This is a genomic window from Candidatus Methanocrinis alkalitolerans (assembly GCF_029167205.1).
GTDB classification, from domain to species: Archaea; Halobacteriota; Methanosarcinia; order Methanotrichales; family Methanotrichaceae; genus Methanocrinis; species Methanocrinis alkalitolerans.
Genome location: NZ_JARFPL010000041.1, coordinates 1 through 19,212, shown reverse-complemented (window position 1 = coordinate 19,212; position 19,212 = coordinate 1). Strand labels below are relative to the sequence as shown.

General features: G+C 59.9%; 21 protein-coding genes. 9 read left to right on the top strand and 12 right to left on the bottom strand.

All coding sequences use genetic code 11. The annotated features are described in order from the left end of the window. Positions 1-154 precede the first annotated feature (154 nt). Complete coding sequence (locus tag P0O24_RS10710) at positions 155-376, top strand: type II toxin-antitoxin system HicB family antitoxin (RefSeq protein ID WP_316969748.1); 222 nt, start codon at positions 155-157, stop codon at positions 374-376. Positions 377-386: 10 nt separating this feature from the next. Here P0O24_RS10710 and P0O24_RS10705 read toward each other — a convergent pair whose 3' ends face one another. Continuing rightward, a complete protein-coding gene (locus P0O24_RS10705; RefSeq protein WP_316969747.1) occupies positions 387-560 on the bottom strand; it encodes a hypothetical protein in 174 nt (57 codons plus the stop codon). A gap of 264 nt (positions 561-824) precedes the next feature. On the opposite strand from P0O24_RS10705, the gene P0O24_RS10700 reads away from it, so the two are divergent. From P0O24_RS10700 to nifU, 4 genes are all read left to right on the top strand, one after another. Further along, the gene (locus tag P0O24_RS10700; RefSeq protein WP_316969746.1) at positions 825-1,103 is read left to right on the top strand and encodes a ubiquitin-like small modifier protein 1; all 279 of its coding nucleotides are present in this window, start codon (positions 825-827) and stop codon (positions 1,101-1,103) included. A gap of 111 nt (positions 1,104-1,214) precedes the next feature. Continuing rightward, a complete protein-coding gene (locus P0O24_RS10695) occupies positions 1,215-1,970 on the top strand; it encodes a HesA/MoeB/ThiF family protein (protein WP_316969745.1) in 756 nt (251 codons plus the stop codon). A 90-nt stretch (positions 1,971-2,060) separates the two neighbouring features. Beyond that, the gene (gene nifS, locus P0O24_RS10690; protein ID WP_316969744.1) at positions 2,061-3,221 is read left to right on the top strand and encodes a cysteine desulfurase NifS; all 1,161 of its coding nucleotides are present in this window, start codon (positions 2,061-2,063) and stop codon (positions 3,219-3,221) included. Between the two features lie 57 nt (positions 3,222-3,278). Beyond that, complete coding sequence (nifU, locus tag P0O24_RS10685; RefSeq protein WP_316969743.1) at positions 3,279-3,671, top strand: Fe-S cluster assembly scaffold protein NifU; 393 nt, start codon at positions 3,279-3,281, stop codon at positions 3,669-3,671. Between the two features lie 195 nt (positions 3,672-3,866). On the opposite strand, the gene P0O24_RS10680 is transcribed toward nifU, so the two are convergent. Beyond that, a complete protein-coding gene (locus tag P0O24_RS10680) occupies positions 3,867-4,214 on the bottom strand; it encodes a cupin domain-containing protein (protein WP_316969742.1) in 348 nt (115 codons plus the stop codon). A 210-nt stretch (positions 4,215-4,424) separates the two neighbouring features. Here P0O24_RS10680 and P0O24_RS10675 point away from each other — a divergent pair, with 210 nt between their 5' ends. After that, positions 4,425-6,257, top strand: coding sequence for a vWA domain-containing protein (locus tag P0O24_RS10675; RefSeq protein WP_316969741.1), 1,833 nt, complete (start codon positions 4,425-4,427; stop codon positions 6,255-6,257). 22 nt (positions 6,258-6,279) lie between these two features. On the opposite strand, the gene mch is transcribed toward P0O24_RS10675, so the two are convergent. Continuing rightward, entirely contained in the window at positions 6,280-7,254 is a 975-nt protein-coding gene (gene mch, locus P0O24_RS10670) for a methenyltetrahydromethanopterin cyclohydrolase (protein WP_394356775.1), read from the bottom strand. A 166-nt stretch (positions 7,255-7,420) separates the two neighbouring features. Here mch and P0O24_RS10665 point away from each other — a divergent pair, with 166 nt between their 5' ends. Continuing rightward, on the top strand, positions 7,421-7,774 hold the full coding sequence (locus tag P0O24_RS10665) for a hypothetical protein (RefSeq protein WP_316969739.1): 354 nt from the start codon (positions 7,421-7,423) through the stop codon (positions 7,772-7,774). 52 nt (positions 7,775-7,826) lie between these two features. Here the strand turns inward: P0O24_RS10665 and P0O24_RS10660 are convergent, their stop codons facing one another. From P0O24_RS10660 to P0O24_RS10635, 6 genes are all read right to left on the bottom strand, one after another. Next, positions 7,827-8,261 (bottom strand): hypothetical protein, encoded by a 435-nt coding sequence (locus P0O24_RS10660; RefSeq protein WP_316969738.1) that lies wholly within the window; start codon positions 8,259-8,261, stop codon positions 7,827-7,829. 318 nt (positions 8,262-8,579) lie between these two features. Next, positions 8,580-8,888 (bottom strand): 50S ribosomal protein P1, encoded by a 309-nt coding sequence (gene rpl12p / locus P0O24_RS10655; protein WP_394356774.1) that lies wholly within the window; start codon positions 8,886-8,888, stop codon positions 8,580-8,582. Positions 8,889-8,911: 23 nt separating this feature from the next. Then, positions 8,912-9,889: a 50S ribosomal protein L10 gene (locus P0O24_RS10650; protein WP_316969736.1), complete on the bottom strand. Its 978-nt coding sequence runs from the start codon at positions 9,887-9,889 to the stop codon at positions 8,912-8,914. Position 9,890: 1 nt separating this feature from the next. Further along, positions 9,891-10,529: a 50S ribosomal protein L1 gene (locus P0O24_RS10645; protein WP_316969735.1), complete on the bottom strand. Its 639-nt coding sequence runs from the start codon at positions 10,527-10,529 to the stop codon at positions 9,891-9,893. Positions 10,530-10,624: 95 nt separating this feature from the next. After that, the gene (locus tag P0O24_RS10640; RefSeq protein WP_394356773.1) at positions 10,625-11,095 is read right to left on the bottom strand and encodes a 50S ribosomal protein L11; all 471 of its coding nucleotides are present in this window, start codon (positions 11,093-11,095) and stop codon (positions 10,625-10,627) included. A 5-nt stretch (positions 11,096-11,100) separates the two neighbouring features. Then, complete coding sequence (locus P0O24_RS10635) at positions 11,101-11,562, bottom strand: transcription elongation factor Spt5 (protein WP_316969733.1); 462 nt, start codon at positions 11,560-11,562, stop codon at positions 11,101-11,103. A gap of 270 nt (positions 11,563-11,832) precedes the next feature. Here P0O24_RS10635 and thsA point away from each other — a divergent pair, with 270 nt between their 5' ends. Beyond that, positions 11,833-13,473 carry a thermosome subunit alpha gene (gene thsA / locus P0O24_RS10630; RefSeq protein WP_316969732.1) on the top strand — a complete coding sequence of 547 codons (1,641 nt, stop codon included), beginning with the start codon at positions 11,833-11,835 and terminating at the stop codon, positions 13,471-13,473. Positions 13,474-13,544: 71 nt separating this feature from the next. Here the strand turns inward: thsA and glgP are convergent, their stop codons facing one another. The 3 genes from glgP to P0O24_RS10615 form a co-directional block, all read right to left on the bottom strand. After that, on the bottom strand, positions 13,545-15,710 hold the full coding sequence (glgP, locus tag P0O24_RS10625; RefSeq protein ID WP_316969731.1) for an alpha-glucan family phosphorylase: 2,166 nt from the start codon (positions 15,708-15,710) through the stop codon (positions 13,545-13,547). Between the two features lie 192 nt (positions 15,711-15,902). Next, positions 15,903-16,415, bottom strand: coding sequence for a rhodanese-like domain-containing protein (locus P0O24_RS10620; RefSeq protein ID WP_316969730.1), 513 nt, complete (start codon positions 16,413-16,415; stop codon positions 15,903-15,905). A gap of 154 nt (positions 16,416-16,569) precedes the next feature. Then, positions 16,570-18,255, bottom strand: coding sequence for a SagB/ThcOx family dehydrogenase (locus P0O24_RS10615; protein WP_316969729.1), 1,686 nt, complete (start codon positions 18,253-18,255; stop codon positions 16,570-16,572). Between the two features lie 471 nt (positions 18,256-18,726). On the opposite strand from P0O24_RS10615, the gene P0O24_RS10610 reads away from it, so the two are divergent. After that, complete coding sequence (locus tag P0O24_RS10610; RefSeq protein ID WP_316969728.1) at positions 18,727-19,065, top strand: hypothetical protein; 339 nt, start codon at positions 18,727-18,729, stop codon at positions 19,063-19,065. Positions 19,066-19,212 lie beyond the last annotated feature (147 nt).

Genomic DNA, 19,212 nt, shown 5'->3' with positions numbered 1-19,212 from the left:
ATACGCCCATCAGTCTCTGCACGAAGCTTTTCCGGTAGCTCCTCAGTATTTTGTATAGTTACAATATCTCCCTTCATAAGATCTATTTTGTCTGTTCTATTATATCAATTTAGTCGTAAGACTATAAAGCAGGCGGACCTAAAGGAGATCGAAGATGACCAGAAATAGATATGCAATCATCATCGAGAAAGGCGAGCGAAATTACTCTGCATACTGCCCGGACCTTCCCGGCGTGGTGGCAGCCGGCAAGACCGAAGAGGAGACGGCAGAGCTGATGAAGGAAGCGATTGAGCTTCATCTGGAGGGCCTGAAAAAAGACGACCTCCCCATACCCGAGCCGACCACCACCGCGAGATCCGTCGTATTTTCTGTCTGAGACGACTTGCTCACACCACGCCCCGATAGAACGCGAGCCTCCTCGCATACGGCCGGAAGATCGAAAGCAGCCTCACCTCCTCCTCTCCTGAAAGCGGCTCCGCCTCCCGACCCGCCCGGGCGAGGAGGCGCACCTCCTCGGGGGTCGAGCAGCCGACGATGATTAGGGTAACATCCTGAGTCAAGGCGTACCGGAGGAGGAGGTCGGGGCCGACCCCGCCCCCGGGGCCCTCACCGTCGACGGCTATGCCCCGCTTCCTTCGCCTCCGGAAGCGTCCCGCCGGGAAAGACGGGCCGAGCGCTTCTGGCGCACCCGATCCATGAGGAGGACGGGCGGGTTACGGGGACGGTCACCGGCGACGCTATAAGCAGGGTGATCGAAACGCTTGTCGATGAGGACCCCGTCCCCCGGGGCGGAAGGTCGATATAAGTATAACTGGAGGTTAGATATGAAGGTACACGTCAGGGCCTTCGCCAGCTTCAGGGAGATTCTGGGAAGGGACCTGGAGCTGGATGTGGAGGACGGATCGACGGTGAGAGACCTCCTCCAGCGGTTGGCCTCATCTCACCAGGCTCTGGGACCCGCCCTCTTCGACGATGATGGGGATTTGAGAGAGTACGTCATCATCATGAAGAACAGAGAGAGGATCGACTCCTCGGAGAGGCGTTCTGTCCCCCTCGCCGACGGCGACGAGGTGGCGATCCTTCCGCCGGTGGCGGGGGGGTGATGGGTCGGATGGATGATGGATGGTTGGGATCCATCAGAAGTCGATACCCCGATAGACCGATGAGGGCCACAGGTGGGTCGATCGCGGGTCCGTTAAAAAAGAGGTAGATCGATGAACGTCGAAAGGTTCCTGGATAGGTACGACCGGCAGATCCGCCTATTCGGAGTCGAGGGGCAGGAGAAGATAGCCGAATCGAAGGTCTTCATAGCCGGGGCAGGGGGGCTGGGCTCTCCGATATCGTTCTACCTTGCGGCCGCCGGGGTCGGGAAGATCGTGATAGCCGACGACGACGAGGTGGAGATCTCCAACCTCAACCGCCAGATCCTCCACTGGGAGAGGGACATAGGCAAGAAGAAGGCGGTATCGGCCAAAGAGAAGCTCACCGAGATGAACTCCGAGATCGTCGTCGAGACGATGGCGGAGACGATCTCCGAAGAGAACGTCTCCCGTCTCATCGGCGACGCCGACCTGGTCATCGACGCCGTGGACAACTTTCCCGTACGGTACCTCCTCAACGAGACGGCGATAAAAAAGAGGATCCCTTTCATCCACGGGGCGATCTCCGGCTTCCACGGCCAGGCGACGACGGTGATCCCGGGGGAGTCGGCGTGCCTCCGGTGCATCTTCCCCCAGCCTCCCCCTCCCGCTCCGTCCCCAGTGGTGGGGACAACCCCCGGGATCATAGGGCTCGTCCAGGCGACGGAGGCCATCAAGTACATCACGGGGACCGGGGAGCTCCTCAGCGGTCGGCTGCTCATCTGGGACGGGCTTTTGCCCTCCCTTGAGACGATAGAGGTCTCGAGAGATCCCCGCTGCCCGGACTGCGCAGGCCCCGGTCAGATCATACCTCCCCGGATAGATCGATGAAGACGGAGGAAGGCCTAAAATCCTCGGGGGATAAATACTCTGTGAATATATAGTTCCTCGACGGATCAGTTCGATTGAGGAGAGATCGAGATGAAAAGGATATACATGGATCACGCCGCCACGACGCCCCTCGCCCCCGAGGTCCTCGAGGCGATGATCCCTTACTTCTCGCAGCGGTACGGAAACCCCTCCAGCCTCCATAGCTTCGGAAGGGAGGCTCGGGAGGCGGTGGAGGAGGCCCGGGCCGAGGTGGCGGCACTCTTGAACGCCGAACCCTCGGAGATATACTTCACCAGCGGCGGGACAGAGTCGGACAACCTCGCCATCAAGGGGATCGCCCGGAGGAACAGAAAGAAGGGGCGCCACATCATCACCTCTTCGATCGAGCACCCCGCCGTCCTGGAGGTCTGCAGATCCCTGACGAGAGAAGGGTTTGAGGTGACTTACCTTCCGGTGACCCGGGAGGGGCTCGTGGAGGTCGGAGCGGTGGAGGAGGCGGTCTGCGAGGATACCATCCTGATCTCGATCATGCACGCGAACAACGAGATCGGGACGATACAGCCCCTGGAGGAGATCGGTAAGCTGGCGAGGGAGAAGGAGATTTACTTCCATACAGACGGGGTCCAGACCGCAGGAAAGATCCCCGTAGACGTGAGATCCCTGGGCATCGACGCCTTCTCCATCTCAGCCCACAAGCTCTACGGCCCCAAGGGGGCAGGAGCCCTCTTCATCAGGAAGGGCGTCAGGATCGAGAGCATCCAGCAGGGAGGAGGCCACGAGAGGGGGATGAGGTCAGGGACGGAGAACGTCCCGGGGATCGCAGGATTGGGGGCGGCCGCCAGAATCGCAAAAGAGAATATGGCAGAAGAGTCGGAGAGGATGAGGTCTCTTCGGGATCGGATGAGCGGCTGGGTCCTCAAAAACATAGAAGGCTCCTGGCTCAACGGTCACCCCGATAAGAGGCTCCCTTCAAACCTCAACTTCAGCTTCAGATACATCGAAGGGGAGTCCCTCCTCCTCCACCTCGATGCTCTGGGGATCGCCGCCTCCACGGGATCGGCATGTTCTTCGAAGAAGCTTGCGGCAAGCCACGTCCTCTCCGCCATCGGCCTATCTCCCGTCGATTCTCACGGGTCTCTCCGGATAACCCTCGGGATGAGCAATACCGAAGAGGATGTCGACTATGCCTGCCGGGCCATCTTTGACTCGGTGAAGAGGCTCAGGGAGATGTCGGCCATGAGGCCGGAGTGAGCCGTCTATAGATGAAGGCGAAAAAATAAGAGGCGGCGAAATGATAAGAGGGGACATATGTCACAGCAAGAATACAGCGAGAAGGTGATGGACCACTTCATGAACCCGAGGAACGTCGGGATGATCGAAGATCCCGACGGATACGGAAAGGTGGGAAATCCGACCTGCGGAGACGTCATGGAGATCTTCATCCGGGTAAAAGACGATAAGATAGAGGATATCAAGTTTCGGACCTTCGGGTGCGGCGCGGCGATAGCGACGAGCAGCATGACCACGGAGATGGCGGTGGGAAAGACGGTCGAGGAGGGGATGAAGATCACCAGGGAGGACGTCGCCGGAGAGCTGGGGGGTCTTCCGCCAAACAAGATGCACTGCTCGAACCTGGCCGCCGACGCCCTCCACATGGCCCTCGAGGATTACAGGAGAAAGATCGCCGACAAGAAGACGTGATCGGCGTTCTTCCGGACGGCGAAGGATGGCGGCATCATCTCGTCGGTCTTCCGCACCTCCCGCCGCTGAGACCGCCGGTACTTTGGGAACCGATCCCGGTCCCTCATCGCCCCGGCGACCTGGCGAGTATGCTCCGATGAGACGCCCTCGGAAGAGGGATGGAGGGTTCTATACTCCTAATCGCCTTATGAAGCCTCAAGATCGTATCATCGTCAGCATCATCTTGAAGGGGGTAGCGGCAGAAAGGGAGTGGGGCTCTCCTGCGGGCATGATCACCATCTCGCCGCCAGAAACCATCATGGCTTCTCCACAGATGACTATCTCAGCCTCACCTTCGATGACGTTTACGACGGCGTCGAAGGGGGCGGTGTGCTCGCTCAACCCCTGCCCCTCGTCGAAGGCGAAGAGGGTTACAGTCCCTGTCCTCTTGTCTACGAGGGTCCTGCTCACTACAGCCCCCTCCTGATAGTCCACAAGTTCGGCTACCTTCAGAGGGCGGCCAGCGATATCCTCGGCAGAGCCCTTATCTTTATCCGGATTCATTAGTCTTCCCTCTCAATTATTCGTAACCCTGCAAACTGTTCCGGATAGGAATATCTAATGACTCTTGAACTTTCCGGACCACGCCACCCCTCCGCGTCTGAAAGGCCGCGGATCATCTGAGGGGGTGGCACCGCCCCGCCTTCTACGACGACGGGCCGTCGGGAGCGGCGATAGATCTCCACCTTGAAGAATATCTTTTTACTCCATGAGATGCCCATAACGCAAAGAGGAAAGATCCCCATGATCCCAAAGCAGGTCCTTCTGGCGGCGGCGATAATCTTTCTTGCTGCTTTTACCTCCGACGCGGACCTGATCCCATCTCAAAGAGTCTCTCCCGACCAGATCTGGCCTGCAAGCTCTGGAAAGGAGCCCGCCGTCGGGTGGGTGACCCTGACGGTGGTGGGAGAGGGGGCGGCGAAGGCGGTCCCCCTGGAGGTGGTCCTGGCGATAGACAGCTCCGCCAGCATGAGAGAGACAGACCCCGACGATAAGAGGCTGGACGCCGCCAGAGTTTTCGTCATGAAGATGGACCCTGCCAGAGATAAAGTAGGCCTCGTCAGCTGGAACGAAGGGATCGACTTCTCCATCCCCCCCACCGACGACTTCGCTGCGATCCTGGAGGCGATCGGGAGGGTGGATAGCGGCCGGGGGACGAACCTGAACCGGGGGCTCAAAGAGGCTATAGACCTATTATCGGCCGACGGTTCCACCGCCGGTAGGGACGGGGGCGCCAGGATCGTGATCATCCTCTCCGACGGCGACGGGGATTACACCAAGTCCGGTAGAAGGGGCTCTCAGGCGGAGAGGGCGAAGGACGAGGGGATCGTCGTCTACACCGTGGGGCTTATGCTCTCAGATCCCGCGAAAGACAACCTGTTGGATATCGCCGAGACGACCGGCGGCAGATACTACGAAGCCTGCGACGCCTCCGCCCTCGACTCGATCTATCAGGCGATCGGGGAGGAGGTGATAAACCTGGCGGGCAGAGAGGTGGAGGTGAGGTACGCCCTTGCCCGGGAACTTTCTCCATCCGATTACTCCGCCCCCCCTTCCTCTGAGGAGGTCGAGGCCGACGGGAGGGTTTTGACCTGGAAGGCGGGCGATATATCGGCCGGCGAGGAGTGGTCGACATCTTTTGCCGTCAGCTCGGATAGGGCTGGGATCTTCGAGCTCGGGGGGGCGGGCTCCGAGGTCACCTACAAGCTGAGGAGCGGTTTTGTCGAGGGCGTCAAGATCGAGGGGGCGTTCCTGGACGTGGCGGAGTTTCGGTCCGGGGCGATGACGAATTTGAACTTGGACTTCGATTTGAGCGGCGTGAGGGAGATCGTAAAACCCGTCCAGCAGGTGCTGGAGGAGGGAGACTCTTTCATCCTCTGGAGGTTCTCCGAGCCGAACTCGAGGTGCGGGAGGAACTGGGCCTATCTATCCGAAGACGGCCGGATCGTAGTCGCCAGCCTCCGCCCCTTCAGCCTATCGACGAGAGACGCCCTCATCGAAGACCTCCAGAGGGTGATGGAGATGATGGTGGCCGCCGGGGTGGACCTCACCGTCTACAACAGGTCGATGGCCCTCAACGCCGCCGAGTTTTACGCTTCGGATGCCGGGATATACCACCAGATAAGCTACTCCTTCGGCGCCGACTTCGACCTCAACCTCGTAGTCCCCGACTGCACCATCGAAGAGGCGAGGCTCGCTGTGACAGGCAGGGAGATGGACTACTTCGCCGGGGCCGCAGACCAGGAGTATTACATAGACGGCGAATACGTCACAGGCTGCCATCTCCACGAGTTCCCCTGGGACGGCTGGTGCACCGCCGAGGACGTCGACATCACCGATAAGATCCTCCCCGGATCCCACAGGATCTCCGGAAGGAAGGTCTCAGACCCCCATACGGTGACCATCGAGGCGATCACCGCCGAGGAGCCGCCGAAGGACTTTCTCCTCTACAGCGACGACTACAGATCGGTCTGGACCCCGGCGACGAAGAACGTCCTCATATCACCGGCGCAGATGCTCTCGGTCACCTCGGGTACCCTGGGGTGAGGAGTGAGAAGCGGGCTCCTGTTCAACCCTCCCGGCTGAATACCTCGAAGCCGAAGGACTCCTTCAGGACTGCGGGGTTGAGCCTTCCTGCCACCAGGGTCCGCCTCGAACGAAGGTCGTTCATGACCACTTTGGCGGGGGCGAAGACGTTGTGGTCGACCTTGAAGAAGTCGAAGCCACACTCCTTGAAGGTCTTGTAGAAGGGGGCTCCATAGTCTTTTGAGGTCTCGGAGGGGGCGGCCTTCAGGTAGCCCAGGAGCTCGTCAAAGGGGTCGTAATCGACGGTGTAGTAGGTCTCGCCGCCGTAGATGATGGCGTCGTTGGAAGCTCCCATGCACTTCGTCGCCTTCCCGACGATCGGAGCGATCGGCGCCCTCCCCCAACCCATCTTGATCGTCCTGATATCGAAGCCCATGGTGAAGAGCTTGTGCAGGCCGGTCTCTACGACCCGGGCCGAGACCTGTACGAGCCCCGCCACCGAGTCGGTGGGGGCGACGGCGAGGCGGAGGTCGGCAGGGTCGATCCCGCAGGCGTCGGCTATCTTCTCTGCGGCCTCCTCGTCGGGAAGGGTCTCCGACTCCAGGAAGAGGACGCCGACGTCGGCGTACTCCTCGAACTCCAGGGCGTCGTAGAGATCCTTCGTCTTCCTCGCCAAAGCCCGGGCGGGTCCGGAGCCCATCCCGAAGTACTTGCCCGCTTTCACCTGCCACATGGCGCACTGGGAGGCCATGCAGGAGATGGCGGGATGGTCTGTCGTCACCTGGACCCCGGGGATGGGGATCCCGTCGATCTCGCACGGGGTCGGCTGTATGTCGGCGAGGTCGGCCATGCAGATCCTGGAAAGGTAGATCCCCGCCCCAAGACCTCCTTTCGCCTCCACCCCGGCGTCGGCTACGACGGTCCCGTTATCAAGCTCGAAGACCCCCACCCGGAGCTCGTCGGCGTAGTCCAGCATCTCCTCGAATACCTCTAAACCAAGCTCGTTCAGCGATTGCAGAGTTCTCACCTGGAGAGTCAAGATGCAGGAGTCGATATAAATTTGCCGATGAGAAAAATGGATGGATCTTTTGCCAAGGACGGAGGGGACGGGGAGGAGACGGAATAAAGGGGGTTGAAGGGGGGGAAAGCCAAACCTTTTCAACAAGCAGCCTGAAGGTGAGACCATGTTCGAACCTGATGAGGAGTCAATAATCCTGGAGATCGTCTGCGGCCTCATGGACATTTCGGCTGAAGAGATGATGAACGTCGGCGAGATGGCGAAGAGGGTCATAATCTTCGATCCCGATACAGAGAGCGAGGAAGAGGCGGTAGCAAGGCTGAAGGATGCCGTAAAGGAGATGTCGAAGGAGGAGGCGGTGGTGGCGGGGGTCTTCATCTCGGGGCTCCTCCGGTGTAACCTCAGAGAGCAGTTCATGCAGGCCGTCGGCGATTACGAGGCTGGCGAAGGGGATGAAAGCTGTGGATGTGGCACCGGCTGTGGATGCAGCAGGGGCGGTCCCGCGGATAGAGGGGCTTGAATAGGCGGGATTCTGAAAATAGGCTGATAAGAAGAAGGGGCGGGAAAGAGGCTCAGCTCGCAATCCTGGGCCCTGGGGCAAAGGACCAGGGGAGCCTCTTTCTGTCGGGTCTGGGGGACCTGTCCCTGGTCTTGTCCCGGTCTCCGACGTGGTCTGTGGATAGGGTGTAGAAGTCGAGCTCTCCGGGACAGCCCATGGATCCCGGTCCCGCACCAGGCCAGGGGTCCATCGCCATCGAGGCCGCCATCTCAGCTCCGCAGCCACCGCAGTCTTTGCCGCCACAGCCCCCATCGCCGCAGCCGCAGCCGTCGCCCTCCTCGTCGGGGCCCGCGCCGTTCATCTGATCCAGGGCGTAATCATCGCTCCCGGCAGAAGCCTCATATCGAGCCTTCTCATAGTCCATCTTGACGGGGAGGTCTCCGGCGTAGACCGGATCTCTCAGATCAGCGAGCATAAGCTCCAAGGTGACCAATCCTAATCTTGCCATTTTATTATCCATCTCCTGGATCGCTCTCGACGATCGCATAATATGAGCACGTCAATTAACGTAGCCTTACTATATAAAGGTTACTAAGCCCAGATTAGGCATTGGACCCTTCGGATATAAGGGTATGGGGATAGTTTAGAGATCTCATCGAACGTCCCGCTGGCTCTGCTCCGGGGTGCTTCGCCGCAATTTCCCTCTCTGCCGTCATTTATGCCGGCGATGGGAGCTGCCATCTCGAAGGGCGACGAGAGGATGACCTGGATAAAGGAGAGGGGCGACACGACCCATAGAGAAAAAAGGAAAAAGGAGAGAAGGAACTCAGCCGAAGAGGGCGCCGAGACCCTCAATGCCGCTCTCTTCAGCCTCTTCCTTATCTTCCTCAGCCTCTTCTGCCTCCGAAGCCGCCGCGCTGGCGGCCGCCGCCGCGACGGGTGCGGCAGCCACGGCGACGGACGGCGCCTTGGAGAGGACGTCCTCGATGTCGACGCCCTCAAGGGCGGAGACGAGGGCCTTGATCCTTACCTCCTCGGCTTCGACGCCTGCGGCGCTGAGTATGGTCTTTATGCCCTCTTCGGACACGTCTTTACCAGAGCTGTGAAGCAGTAATGCTGCATATACATATTCCATCTTAATCCACCTCTTGATCTCGATCAACCAAACAGGGCAGACAGTCCGCCAAGTCCGGCCTCTTCATCCTCTTCTTTCTCGGCCTCTTCGGCCTTCTCTTCTCCCTTCTCCGCAGGAGCTGCTGTGACTGCCGCCGCCGATCCCCCTTCCGCAAGGCTCTTCAGCAACGCCGCATCGGCGGCCGCCTTTGCCAGGAGAGCCTCCATCATGCTGGGGACGGGAAGCGAGCACTCCAGGACCAGGTTTCTGGCCTTGGATGCCGCCCTCTGGAGAAGGGGACTAATGGTAGTCGGGGTCGCGTAGCCTATCTCCAAGGCGAGGCCCATAGCCTGTGACGAGGCGGTGGCCATCTGAGATATAATGCTATCGACGTCGATGGTCAGGTGTTCCGGCCTGTATACGAGACCGCCCTCGTAGACCGCCCGGAGCTGTAACCCCACCATCCTCGGGAATATCTCCATCGTCGCCAGCACGTCGGCGAGCTGGGCTGATATCGTATCCCCCTCCTCTGCCACCACCTTCATCTCGTTGATGACCACTTTGCCGCTCTTGATGACGGCAGGGATACCAGCGGACTGGAGCTTGCCCACCATGGGGCCAGGAGAGAAGGGCGTCTCCCCCTTCTCGATGACTATATCGGTGGGAGCCTTGCCGCCGGCCTTGATCGGCATCGGCTGCTTTTTCTCTTCCAGCATCCTGTAGAGCTTGAAGGGGTTCACGTCGGTGAATATGAAAGCCGTCTGGGCTTCGATCCCATCCGCCAGGGGCAGAAAGTCGTCGGAGCACTTCTCTATCGCCCGGCGGGCGATGTTGTTTCTGACCATCTTGATGGTGGCAAAATCCCTCAGATCGGCCCGCAGGTCCTGGATCTGCTTTGCGGGGATCTCTGTCAAGCTCACCAGCCCAACGACGGGTGATTCGCCGATCCTCTCCACCAGATCTTCTACCTCTCGGATCTTCCATTCCGGGACGTGCTCTGTATGGCGTACCTGGACGGACATTTCAAATCACCTTTACCGCGGGACCCATGGTGGTCTTGACGTAGACGGACTTCAGGTTGTGCTTGCCGTCCTTGAGGGTCTGTTCAAGCTTGGTCGTGACGGTCTCTACGTTCTCAGCTATCTCTTTAACTTCCATATCCCTGGACCCGACGGCCATATGGAACGTCAGCCGGTCCCGAGACCTCACCCTCACCAGATTTCTCTGCCTCTTGATGATGGGCGCGATGTCCACGTTCGGGGGCAGGGGAAGGGGCATCTTTCCCCTCTTTCCCAGGATGGGGCCCAGCTTTTTGCCTATCGTCGGCATGAAGCTAGTCTCTGATATGAAGTAGGTGTACTCGTCAGCGATCTTTCTCGCTCGCTTCTTGTCATCCCCCAGCTCTGCGAGCTCGTCGGGGGATATCACCAGATCGGCGCCGGCACGCTGAGCCAGAAGGGCGGTCTCACCGGCGGCAAATACCGCTATCTTTGCAGATTTGCCGCGGCCGTGGGGGAGAATTATCTCCTCGTCCACCCTGTTGGCGGGCATGCTCATGTCGATATTGTGCAAGTTGATCGCCAGATCGACGCTCTCGCTGAACCTCCTCTCGGGGGCCTCGGAGATCGCCTTTCTGACGGCTTCCTCTATCGTCTTGTTCATCTCAATCCTCCGTAGTCCACGACTCGCGGTCTACTACGGCGTCTCAAAAAGAGAGTCAAAAATCCCGTCTTCAATCCTCTATAATTAGTTTTCGTCTATGCGAGGATCTCATCGAACCTGCCCTCATCGACCGCCGCCTGGGCCTCCTTTCGGGGCATCCCCTCTACGGTGATACCCATGGTCCCACAGGTCCCGATGACCTCTTTGGCAGCGCTCTTCAGGGAGACGGAAAGTAGGTTATTCCTCTTGATTCCCGCGACCTTCACCACTTGGTCCATGGTCAGGTTACCCACCATCTCGAGGGCGTTGCCGGAACCTTTCTCCAGCCCCACCTCTTTGAGGACCAGCGCCGAGGTTGGGGGGGTTCCTACATCCACCTGATACTCGGTCCTGCTCTTCACCGTAACCTTGACCGGGACCTGCATCCCGTTCAAATCCGCGGTCGCCTCGTTTATCTTCTTTACCACATCTGCGACGTTAACGCCTAGAGGTCCTAGTGCGGGGCCCAGGGGGGGTCCTGCGCTGGCCTTTCCACCGGGTACCAACACTTCAACAACATTGGCCAAGAAATTCACCTCTGAATCTCATCTTTGCTGAGCACGCGCACGTGGTCACCCCTTACTGTTATGGGGATGGGGACCATCGCCTCGAAGAGCTCTACGGTTATCTCCTCTTTGCCGATGTCTACCCTCTTGACCCTGGCCATCTCGCCCTTGAAAGGCCCTGAGATCAGCTCCACTATAGCTCCTTCGTTGATGCCCACCACCGCGGGTTTCGGCGTCAGAAAATGCTCCACCTCACCGAAGCTGGAAGCCCCCTTGATCACCGATCGGGCGTGAGGTACACCCTGTATCGCCTCTTCGACGATCTCCGGTGCCTTCGCCTCCACGATAACGTAGCCTTTTAGGACGTCGGGGACGAGAAGCGCCATGATATCGTACTTCTCTTTGCGCGCCAGCTGGGCTATGAGGTTCGCCACTGAACGCTCCTGATTTGCGGTGGTCTTCACCACATACATGCTGGTCTCGGCCATTCTGACGGAAGACAGTCGAACCGAATATAAATAGGTTTGCAGCCAGCCTCGATGGAGCTCACTCCTCGTTATCGAATACCTGCGCCCGATCTTTCGTCGGTTCCGGGGTCGGGAACGGGCCGCCATGATAAAAGGCCGCCGGAGCCGCCACCCCCTCCGGACGGCGCGGCATCTTCGGGCCGCCGCTGGATGCGCCCCCCTCTCGCGAAACGTTTATATAGAAGTTTAAACACCTCGCAAGCCATCAGATCAACTGGAGGAAGAAGAAAGATGGCAGGATTGGGGGGAACCCCTGTACTTATACTGAGAGAGGGCAGTCAGAGGACCGCCGGCCGCGAGGCACAGAAGTCGAATATCATGGCAGCCAAGGCTGTGGCGACGGCAGTAAGGACCACTCTAGGACCCAAGGGGATGGACAAGATGCTCGTCGACACCCTGGGAGATGTGGTCATAACCAACGATGGCGTCACCATCCTCAAGGAGATGGACATCGAGCACCCGGCTGCCAAGATGATGGTCGAGATCGCCAAGACCCAGGACGATGAGGTCGGCGACGGCACCACCACCGCTGTGGTCCTGGCGGGGGAGCTTCTGAAGAAGGCCGAAGAGCTCCTCGACCAGGAGATTCACCCCACCGTCATCGCCGCCGGTTACAGGGCAGCAGCCGAGAAGGCGATGAATATCATGAAGGATATGGCGATAAAGGTATCTCCCGATGACGATGCGCTCTTGAAGAAGATCGCCATCACCGCCATGACCGGGAAGGGTTCCGGCGTCGCCAGAAACGAGCTCGCCGAGCTATCCGTCAAGGCGGTCAAGGCGATCGTCGATGAGGACGGGACGGTGGACGTCGACAACATCACCGTAGAGAAGAAGGTGGGCGGGAGCGTCAGCGACTCTCAGCTCGTCTACGGCATGGTCATCGACAAGGAGCGTCTCCACCCCAACATGCCCAAGAAGGTGAAGGACGCCAAGATCGCCCTCCTCAACACGGCCATCGAGATCGAGAAGACGGAGGTCGACGCCAAGATCGAGATCACATCCCCCGATCAGCTCCAGGCCTTCCTCGACCAGGAAGAGACGATGCTGAGGGATATGGTCAACAAGATCGTCAGCACCGGGGCCAACGTCGTATTCTGCCAGAAGGGGATCGACGACCTAGCCCAGCACTTCCTGGCGAAGGCCGGGGTCTACACCATCCGGAGGATCAAGAAGAGCGACATGGAGAAGCTGGCGAGAGCCACCGGTGGGAGGATCGTCACCAGCATCCACGACCTCGCTGAGAGCGAGCTGGGACGGGCAGGCCTTGTGGAGGAGAAGAAGATCGCCGGCGACGACATGACCTTCGTCGTGGAGTGCGAGAACCCCAAGTCGGTATCCATAATCCTCAGGGGCGGGACCGAGCACGTCGTCGACGAGCTGGACCGAGCAATGGAAGACGCCCTCAGGGTCGTCGGCGTAGCCCTCGAAGACGGCCTTCTGATGGCCGGTGGCGGCGCCCCCGAGATCGAGCTCGCCCTCAGGCTCAGAGAGTACGCGGCCACCGTCGGCGGAAGAGAGCAGCTGGCCATCGAGTCCTTCGCCGAGGCCCTGGAGGTCATACCCAAGACCCTCGCCGAGAACGCAGGTTTCGACCAGATCGACACCCTGGTGGCCCTTCGAAGCAGCCACGAGAAGGGGGTCAAGACCGCAGGCCTCGACATGGAGACCGGCAAGCCCTCAGACATGGAGGAGAAGGGCGTCGTCGAGCCCATGAGGGTGAAGACCCAGGCGATCAACTCCGCAGCCGAGTCCGCGGTCATGATCCTCAGGATCGATGACGTCATCGCCTCCAAGTCCGGTGGCGAGGGCGGGATGCCCGGCGGCATGGGCGGCATGGGCGGCATGGGCGACATGGGAGAGGACTTCTGAGCCCCTCCCACTACCTCATCTTTTCTTTTTTCCCGAAAACGCCAAAAAAAACGCGACCTATGGTCAAGGCCCTATGCAGATCCGGGGGCATTCTTCGTCTCTTCAAGGGCCGGCCGGTAGAACTTCTCCGTATATTCTTTAACCATCCTCCTGGAGGTGAAGTGGGGTCCGGCGACCATGATCGCCTCTTTCATCAGCTTCACCCACCCCCGGGGGACGCCCTCGTCGTCCACCCTGTAGTAGAGGGGTATCACTTCCTTTTCCAGGATCTCGTATATCGCCTCCGAGTCCCGATCATCTCTATAATCGTTCGTCGGCCCCTCCGATCCCTCGAACCCCCAGCCGTTTTTGCCGTTGTAACCCTCGACCCACCAGCCGTCGAAGACGCTGAGCTGAGGTACGCCGTTGAGGGACGCCTTCATCCCGCTCGTCCCCGAGGCCTCCATGGGAGGCCGGGGGTTGTTGACCCAGACGTCGACGCCGTGGACGAGGTACTGGGCCAGGTACTGGTCGTAGTCCTCGACGAAGGCGATCCTCCCCTCGAAACTCTTGTCCGCGGCGGCGTTGTAGACCTGCTGGAGGAGGAGCTTGGACTGCTGGTCGTCGGGATGGGCCTTCCCCGCGAATATTATCTGAACCGGACGATGGGGGTCTGTGAGGATCTTTCTGAGCCTTTCCGGGTCTCTGAGCATGAGGGTCGCCCTCTTGTACGAGGCGAACCGTCTCGCGAAGCCGAGGGTGAGGGTCTGGGGGTCCAGAAGCGTCCCCAAGGCCATAATCGTCCTGGAATCTGACTCGGGGTCCCTCCATTTATCCCTCGCCCGGTCCTTTATCTTGTTTATCAGAGCCCTCTTCATCCTCCGATGCTGATCCCAGAGCAGCCGATCCGGTATCTCCTCCAGCAGCTCCCAGATGAGGGGGTTGTCGTGCTTTTCGAGCCAGTCTCGGCCGAGGTACTGGTTGAAGGTGACGTTGCCGAGCCGTCTATCTATCCAGGTGGGGACGTGGATGCCGTTGGTTACGTAATCTATGGGGACCTCCTCTTCGGCGAGGTCTGGCCAGAGGTGGCGCCACATCTGCCGGGTCACCTCCTGGTGCTTCTGGCTGACGCAGTTTCGATGGGCGCACATCCTGAGGGCGAAGGCGGTCATGTTGAAGCCGCTGGCCGGGTCCCGGGGATCGATCCCCAGCTCGAAGAACTCGGCCCTGTCCATCCCGATCCTCCGGAGGTACGATCCGAAGTACTTCTCCATCAGAGGGAAGGGAAACTTGTCGTGGCCCGCGGGGACGGGGGTGTGGGTGGTGAAGACCGTCGTCCTCCTCACCTCCTCTGCCGCCTCATGGAAGCTCATCCCCTCGTCGACCCTCTCCCGGATCCGCTCGAGGATGGCGAAGGCGGGATGGCCCTCGTTCAGGTGGAGGGCGGAAGCCTCGATCCCCAGGGCCTTAAGAACCCGGACTCCCCCTATCCCCAGGACTATCTCCTGCCTCAGCCTCTGCTCCGGGTCGCCGGTGTAGAGCCGGTCGGATATGGACCGGTTCCAGGGGTCGTTGGCTTCGACGGCGGTATCCATCAGGTAGAGGTCGCTCCTCCCCACCTGGACCTTCCAGACCTCGACGTAAATCTCCCCGTCCAGAAGGGGTATATCAACCAGGAGGGGGTTGCCGTCGTCGTCCCGGAGCCTCCGGACCGGGGCGTTCTCCCTGTCGAGCCTCTCGCAGGCCCCGGCCTGCCAGCCGTCGGGGGCGATCCTCTGGAGGAGGTACCCCTCGGGGTACATGAAGCCGATCCCCACGGAAGGGATCCCCAGGTCGCTGCACTCTTTCAGGTAATCTCCGGCGAGAAACCCCAGCCCTCCGGCGTAGACGGGGAGGGCGTGGTGGAGGCCGTACTCGGCGGAGAAGTAGGCTACGGTATTATCCTTCGGATCTCCTACCGAGGTGCAGAACCAGCCGCTGGAAGGGTCCATGTCCCCCTCGAACCTCGCCATCACAGCGTCGTAGTACCGGAGGAACCGAGGGTCGAGGGAGGCGAGCTTTAAGACGCCGTCGTCGAGCTCGTGCATCATCTTGACGGGGTTGTGGCCGTTTCGGCTCCATGCGGCTCGGCCGCCCAGCATTATGAATAGCTCTCTTCCCTCGGGGTGCCAAGTCCACCAGAGGTTGTAGGCGAGGTCGCCGAGCTGGGCGATCCTCGCCGGGAGGTTCGGAAATTTGTCTCTTGGTCTGTAGTGCATGATCTATCCTTCCCATCACCGCTCTCGCCGCTACCATGGGCCTAGGATGATTTTACCTTTTCCTCGATGGAGATGATGAAGGATGCGAAGGATTGAAATAAGCCTGCAAAATATGTATGAGGCAGAGCGATCGATCGCCCGGCCCTCAAAACGTCTGTCCTCTCTGGTTCGTCCGCCCGAAGGGGTTCAAATCTACATCTCTTCTGTGGGGACGAGCTCCCTTCCAGCATCCTCCCATGCGGAAGGTCCACCCACCAATATCCAGGCGTCATGGTCTGCGAAGATCCTCAATACCGTTACGGCAAAGGCCGCATTGGTATCAAGAGTACAGACGACGGCGATCTTTTTGTCGGTTGGGACCATATCCATAGACGTAACCAGCACAGGACCTGGTATATTCATAGAACCGGGTATGTGGGCTGCATCGTATAATTCGGCGGGCCTCACGTCCAGAACGAACAAGTTCTCGTCACCAGCATCGACGGCGTCTATGAGTTCCTGAACATCCATCAAATAGTAGTTATTTTCTGGATAGCTCATCAAAAACTCATCAGCCTTGTCCATGTAGTCGACCTCGGCCATCATCTCATCGGACTCAGCCATATCGTCGTATTCGCCCATCACCTTATGCTCCGCCGCCTGGACCGACGCCGCTGCAACGAAGAGGCCCAAGAGGACGAAAACTAACAGTGCTATATTCCTCATTCCATACCACCAAACGATAACTCTTCTAGTTGATAATATATATCGTTTGCGGACATATTAAATTAAATGATTTGTAAAAAATTAGTATTTACATATAAAAATATTGGTCTAAAACCGCCACAGGGACGACCACCCCCCACCTATTCTCAGCCGATCATAAGTCGGGACCGGGAGCAGGGTATGCTGGAAGGGTCTCCATCCTCGATAGAGGGATCCCTCTTCCCACGGCGAAGGAGTAGAGGGGCAGAAATTCCGTCCCCGCCAGGCCCAGGGCGGCGGAGACGGAGTCGTCGAAGAAGCAGCCTATCCCGCACCCCCTAAGCCCCGAAGCCTCAGCTTCCAGGTAGAGGGTCTGGCCGACGGTGCCACACTCCCAGAGGAGCCGGTTGTAGAACCAGGGTCCCCGCTCCTCCAGAGCCCCTCGTAACCGAGCGATCATGAAGAGGGAGAAGCAGCCGTCGGAGGCGATCTTCTGGCCGCAGGAGAGGGCCCTCGAAGGGTCCCTGAAGTCTCCGGCAGCCAGCCGATAAAATCCCGGAGGCGATCCATAGCCGGGCGGTTTCCACTCGAACTCCCGCATCTCGGATCTGAGGGGATCATAATGGTCGGGGTTTCGGATGAGGATATAGAGACCCCGATCGAGGGACAAAACCCGGTGGACGAATACGGCGAGGTCCGCCTCCGCCCTCCAGGGAAGGGCGTTGAAGGGGAACCTTCCTCGGCGAGGCAGGGTCCGCGCCAGCGTCCTGAAGAAGTCGTCTTTTGTCATGCTGAAGGCCGGGTCCATGACGATGGCGCTTCGCCGCTGGCGGATGATCCTCCGGAGGGACGATGGCGGATAAGAGAAGGGGGTACCCTCTGCCATCTGGTCGAAGGCCCGGAGCGCGACTTCCCCCGCCGGTTTGGCCGTCGACTTCGCCATCTGGTCGACGAGGGGCCAGGCGACGGCTCCGGGGCTGAGCCGGTCGGAACGCCCATGCCACTTCAATTCTTTGAACTCGGCCACGACCCCCTCCGGGATGCTATAGCCCGAGACGCTCTCACCCCAGGGGTGGACGGCGACGAGGCAGTCGGGGACCTCGGACTCCGGATCGACCTCTCGGCTAGCCCGGGACAGCCCGTCCGTCCCCGCGCCGCTTTCGTTGGAGACCCCGAGGAGGAGCGCCAGGTCCCCGGTCCCGACGCCGTCGAGGAGGGTCGCCCGCCACCCCAGGGCCGCCGAGGCGAAGCTGAGAGCTCCGAGGGCGTGGCCGAGGTTGAGGTGGAGGTAGCGAAAGGACCTCTCCCCATACTTCCAGGACTCCCTCCATGGGATGGAGGTGAAGCCCCCGAGGACCGACCCCGCCGGAAGGGCGGCGGCCATATCTCTCCAGGCCGTCTCGGAAAACCGCCCCCTCACCTCGAGGGCGTGCTCCCGGGGGGCGTAGTGGGCGACGGTGGGGCGGTCGAAGAGGCCGGGAATCGGCCCCGATATCAAATAGCCCTCCGTCGGGTGGAGGTTCCCGCTGGAGGGGTTCGTCCGCAGCGCCCAGGCCGCCCCGCCTCCGCCGGCTCTCCTCCAGGCAGAGATGGCGAGGGAGTCGAAGAGGAGCTGGGAGATCGTCTCGAAGGATAGGGGGCGGGGCGGGACGTTCCCCTCGGAGAGGGCGAGGTAGTAGTCGGGCCCCTCGCCGGGCGAAGGCTCGGGCCGGGCAAGCTCCACGAGCTCTGCGCCCCGAAACCTTCGAAAGGGAGCAGGCTCGTTCGCCCAGTCCATCATCTTCGGCCCCGGGGCCATCCGGGCAAAGCTGTGCTTCGTCGCCTGGTGGTAGGCGAGGACTACGTCGAGCTCTTGGGACATCTTTGGATTTCTCCTCATCTTCGGCTTCGGGCTGCTGCGGGTTTAGAGGTTTGGGGCAAGACTCATACTCCAAGGCGTTTATTGTCCGCTGAGGAGTAAACTTTTTCGGCGGGATTGTTCGGGGGCGCAGGATAATTCGACTTATATTTTGGCAGGATATCCCCTCTTAAGTCCATCGTTCTCCTCCCCGACGAGCCCGGAAGATCGCCCTCTCGATGGAGATATCAGACCATGGGACCGTCCGGCCCGGAAGCGTCCTCCCTTCGCGCAGATCGGCTCACGCCTTCCGGGGCACCGAGACGCGAAAACCGCCTTTGGCCGGATCAGCTCTCCGGCCAGTCCCGCCCTCAAATCTCGATTCCTCGACGCCCGCCCCGTCCCTCCTCCATCTTTCCATCGCGGCTTCTGCACAAGTGTTTTAGATGAAAAGGTCCATTCGCAGATCAGAAGAGCAAAAGAGAAGTTGAAGTCATGCCGAATGCCAAGACCAATTCTGTGGCTCACGAGGCCGACCCTTTCCTAGCCGAGATCAGAAGGCTGCGGGGCAGGGCGGATGGAGGCAGCGGGGAGGAGTGGGTCGAGAGGGCGGTGGACCTGAAGGTCGACCAGCTCCTGGACCTCTCCGAGTGCCTGAGGGAACTGGAGCCCTCCTCCGATATCGCCGAGATCAAGGACGAGTGCGACAGGATCGTAGAGGAGATGGTCACAGGGAGGCTCGGGGGCGAAGAGGCGGTGGGGAGGACGGAAGCTTTTCTCTGCAGGGCCGCCTCCCTCATCATGGAGAGGCTGATGGAAGAGATAGAAGAGTGAGTCTGGGTTTTTTTCAGGGTTTTAACTTGTAGGATCGGAAAGGACGAAGCGGGAAGTCCCCATCCTTCAGGGTGGGGATGAAAGCGGAGTCCTTCCCTTTGCTTCTGCTAACCGATAACTATTTAAGAGAATAATGGGATACACACA

Excerpts from the sequence above, each read along its gene's own strand:
- P0O24_RS10710 (WP_316969748.1), top strand. The coding sequence starts at position 155 with ATGACCAGAAATAGATATGCAATCATCATCGAGAAAGGCGAGCGAAAT.
- P0O24_RS10700 (WP_316969746.1), top strand. The coding sequence starts at position 825 with ATGAAGGTACACGTCAGGGCCTTCGCCAGCTTCAGGGAGATTCTGGGA.
- P0O24_RS10695 (WP_316969745.1), top strand. The coding sequence starts at position 1,215 with ATGAACGTCGAAAGGTTCCTGGATAGGTACGACCGGCAGATCCGCCTA.
- nifS (WP_316969744.1), top strand. The coding sequence starts at position 2,061 with ATGAAAAGGATATACATGGATCACGCCGCCACGACGCCCCTCGCCCCC.
- nifU (WP_316969743.1), top strand. The coding sequence starts at position 3,279 with ATGTCACAGCAAGAATACAGCGAGAAGGTGATGGACCACTTCATGAAC.
- P0O24_RS10680 (WP_316969742.1), bottom strand. The coding sequence starts at position 4,214 with ATGAATCCGGATAAAGATAAGGGCTCTGCCGAGGATATCGCTGGCCGC.
- P0O24_RS10675 (WP_316969741.1), top strand. The coding sequence starts at position 4,425 with ATGCCCATAACGCAAAGAGGAAAGATCCCCATGATCCCAAAGCAGGTC.
- P0O24_RS10665 (WP_316969739.1), top strand. The coding sequence starts at position 7,421 with ATGTTCGAACCTGATGAGGAGTCAATAATCCTGGAGATCGTCTGCGGC.
- P0O24_RS10660 (WP_316969738.1), bottom strand. The coding sequence starts at position 8,261 with ATGGCAAGATTAGGATTGGTCACCTTGGAGCTTATGCTCGCTGATCTG.
- rpl12p (WP_394356774.1), bottom strand. The coding sequence starts at position 8,888 with ATGGAATATGTATATGCAGCATTACTGCTTCACAGCTCTGGTAAAGAC.
- P0O24_RS10650 (WP_316969736.1), bottom strand. The coding sequence starts at position 9,889 with ATGTCCGTCCAGGTACGCCATACAGAGCACGTCCCGGAATGGAAGATC.
- P0O24_RS10645 (WP_316969735.1), bottom strand. The coding sequence starts at position 10,529 with ATGAACAAGACGATAGAGGAAGCCGTCAGAAAGGCGATCTCCGAGGCC.
- P0O24_RS10635 (WP_316969733.1), bottom strand. The coding sequence starts at position 11,562 with ATGGCCGAGACCAGCATGTATGTGGTGAAGACCACCGCAAATCAGGAG.
- thsA (WP_316969732.1), top strand. The coding sequence starts at position 11,833 with ATGGCAGGATTGGGGGGAACCCCTGTACTTATACTGAGAGAGGGCAGT.
- glgP (WP_316969731.1), bottom strand. The coding sequence starts at position 15,710 with ATGCACTACAGACCAAGAGACAAATTTCCGAACCTCCCGGCGAGGATC.
- P0O24_RS10620 (WP_316969730.1), bottom strand. The coding sequence starts at position 16,415 with ATGAGGAATATAGCACTGTTAGTTTTCGTCCTCTTGGGCCTCTTCGTT.
- P0O24_RS10615 (WP_316969729.1), bottom strand. The coding sequence starts at position 18,255 with ATGTCCCAAGAGCTCGACGTAGTCCTCGCCTACCACCAGGCGACGAAG.
- P0O24_RS10610 (WP_316969728.1), top strand. The coding sequence starts at position 18,727 with ATGCCGAATGCCAAGACCAATTCTGTGGCTCACGAGGCCGACCCTTTC.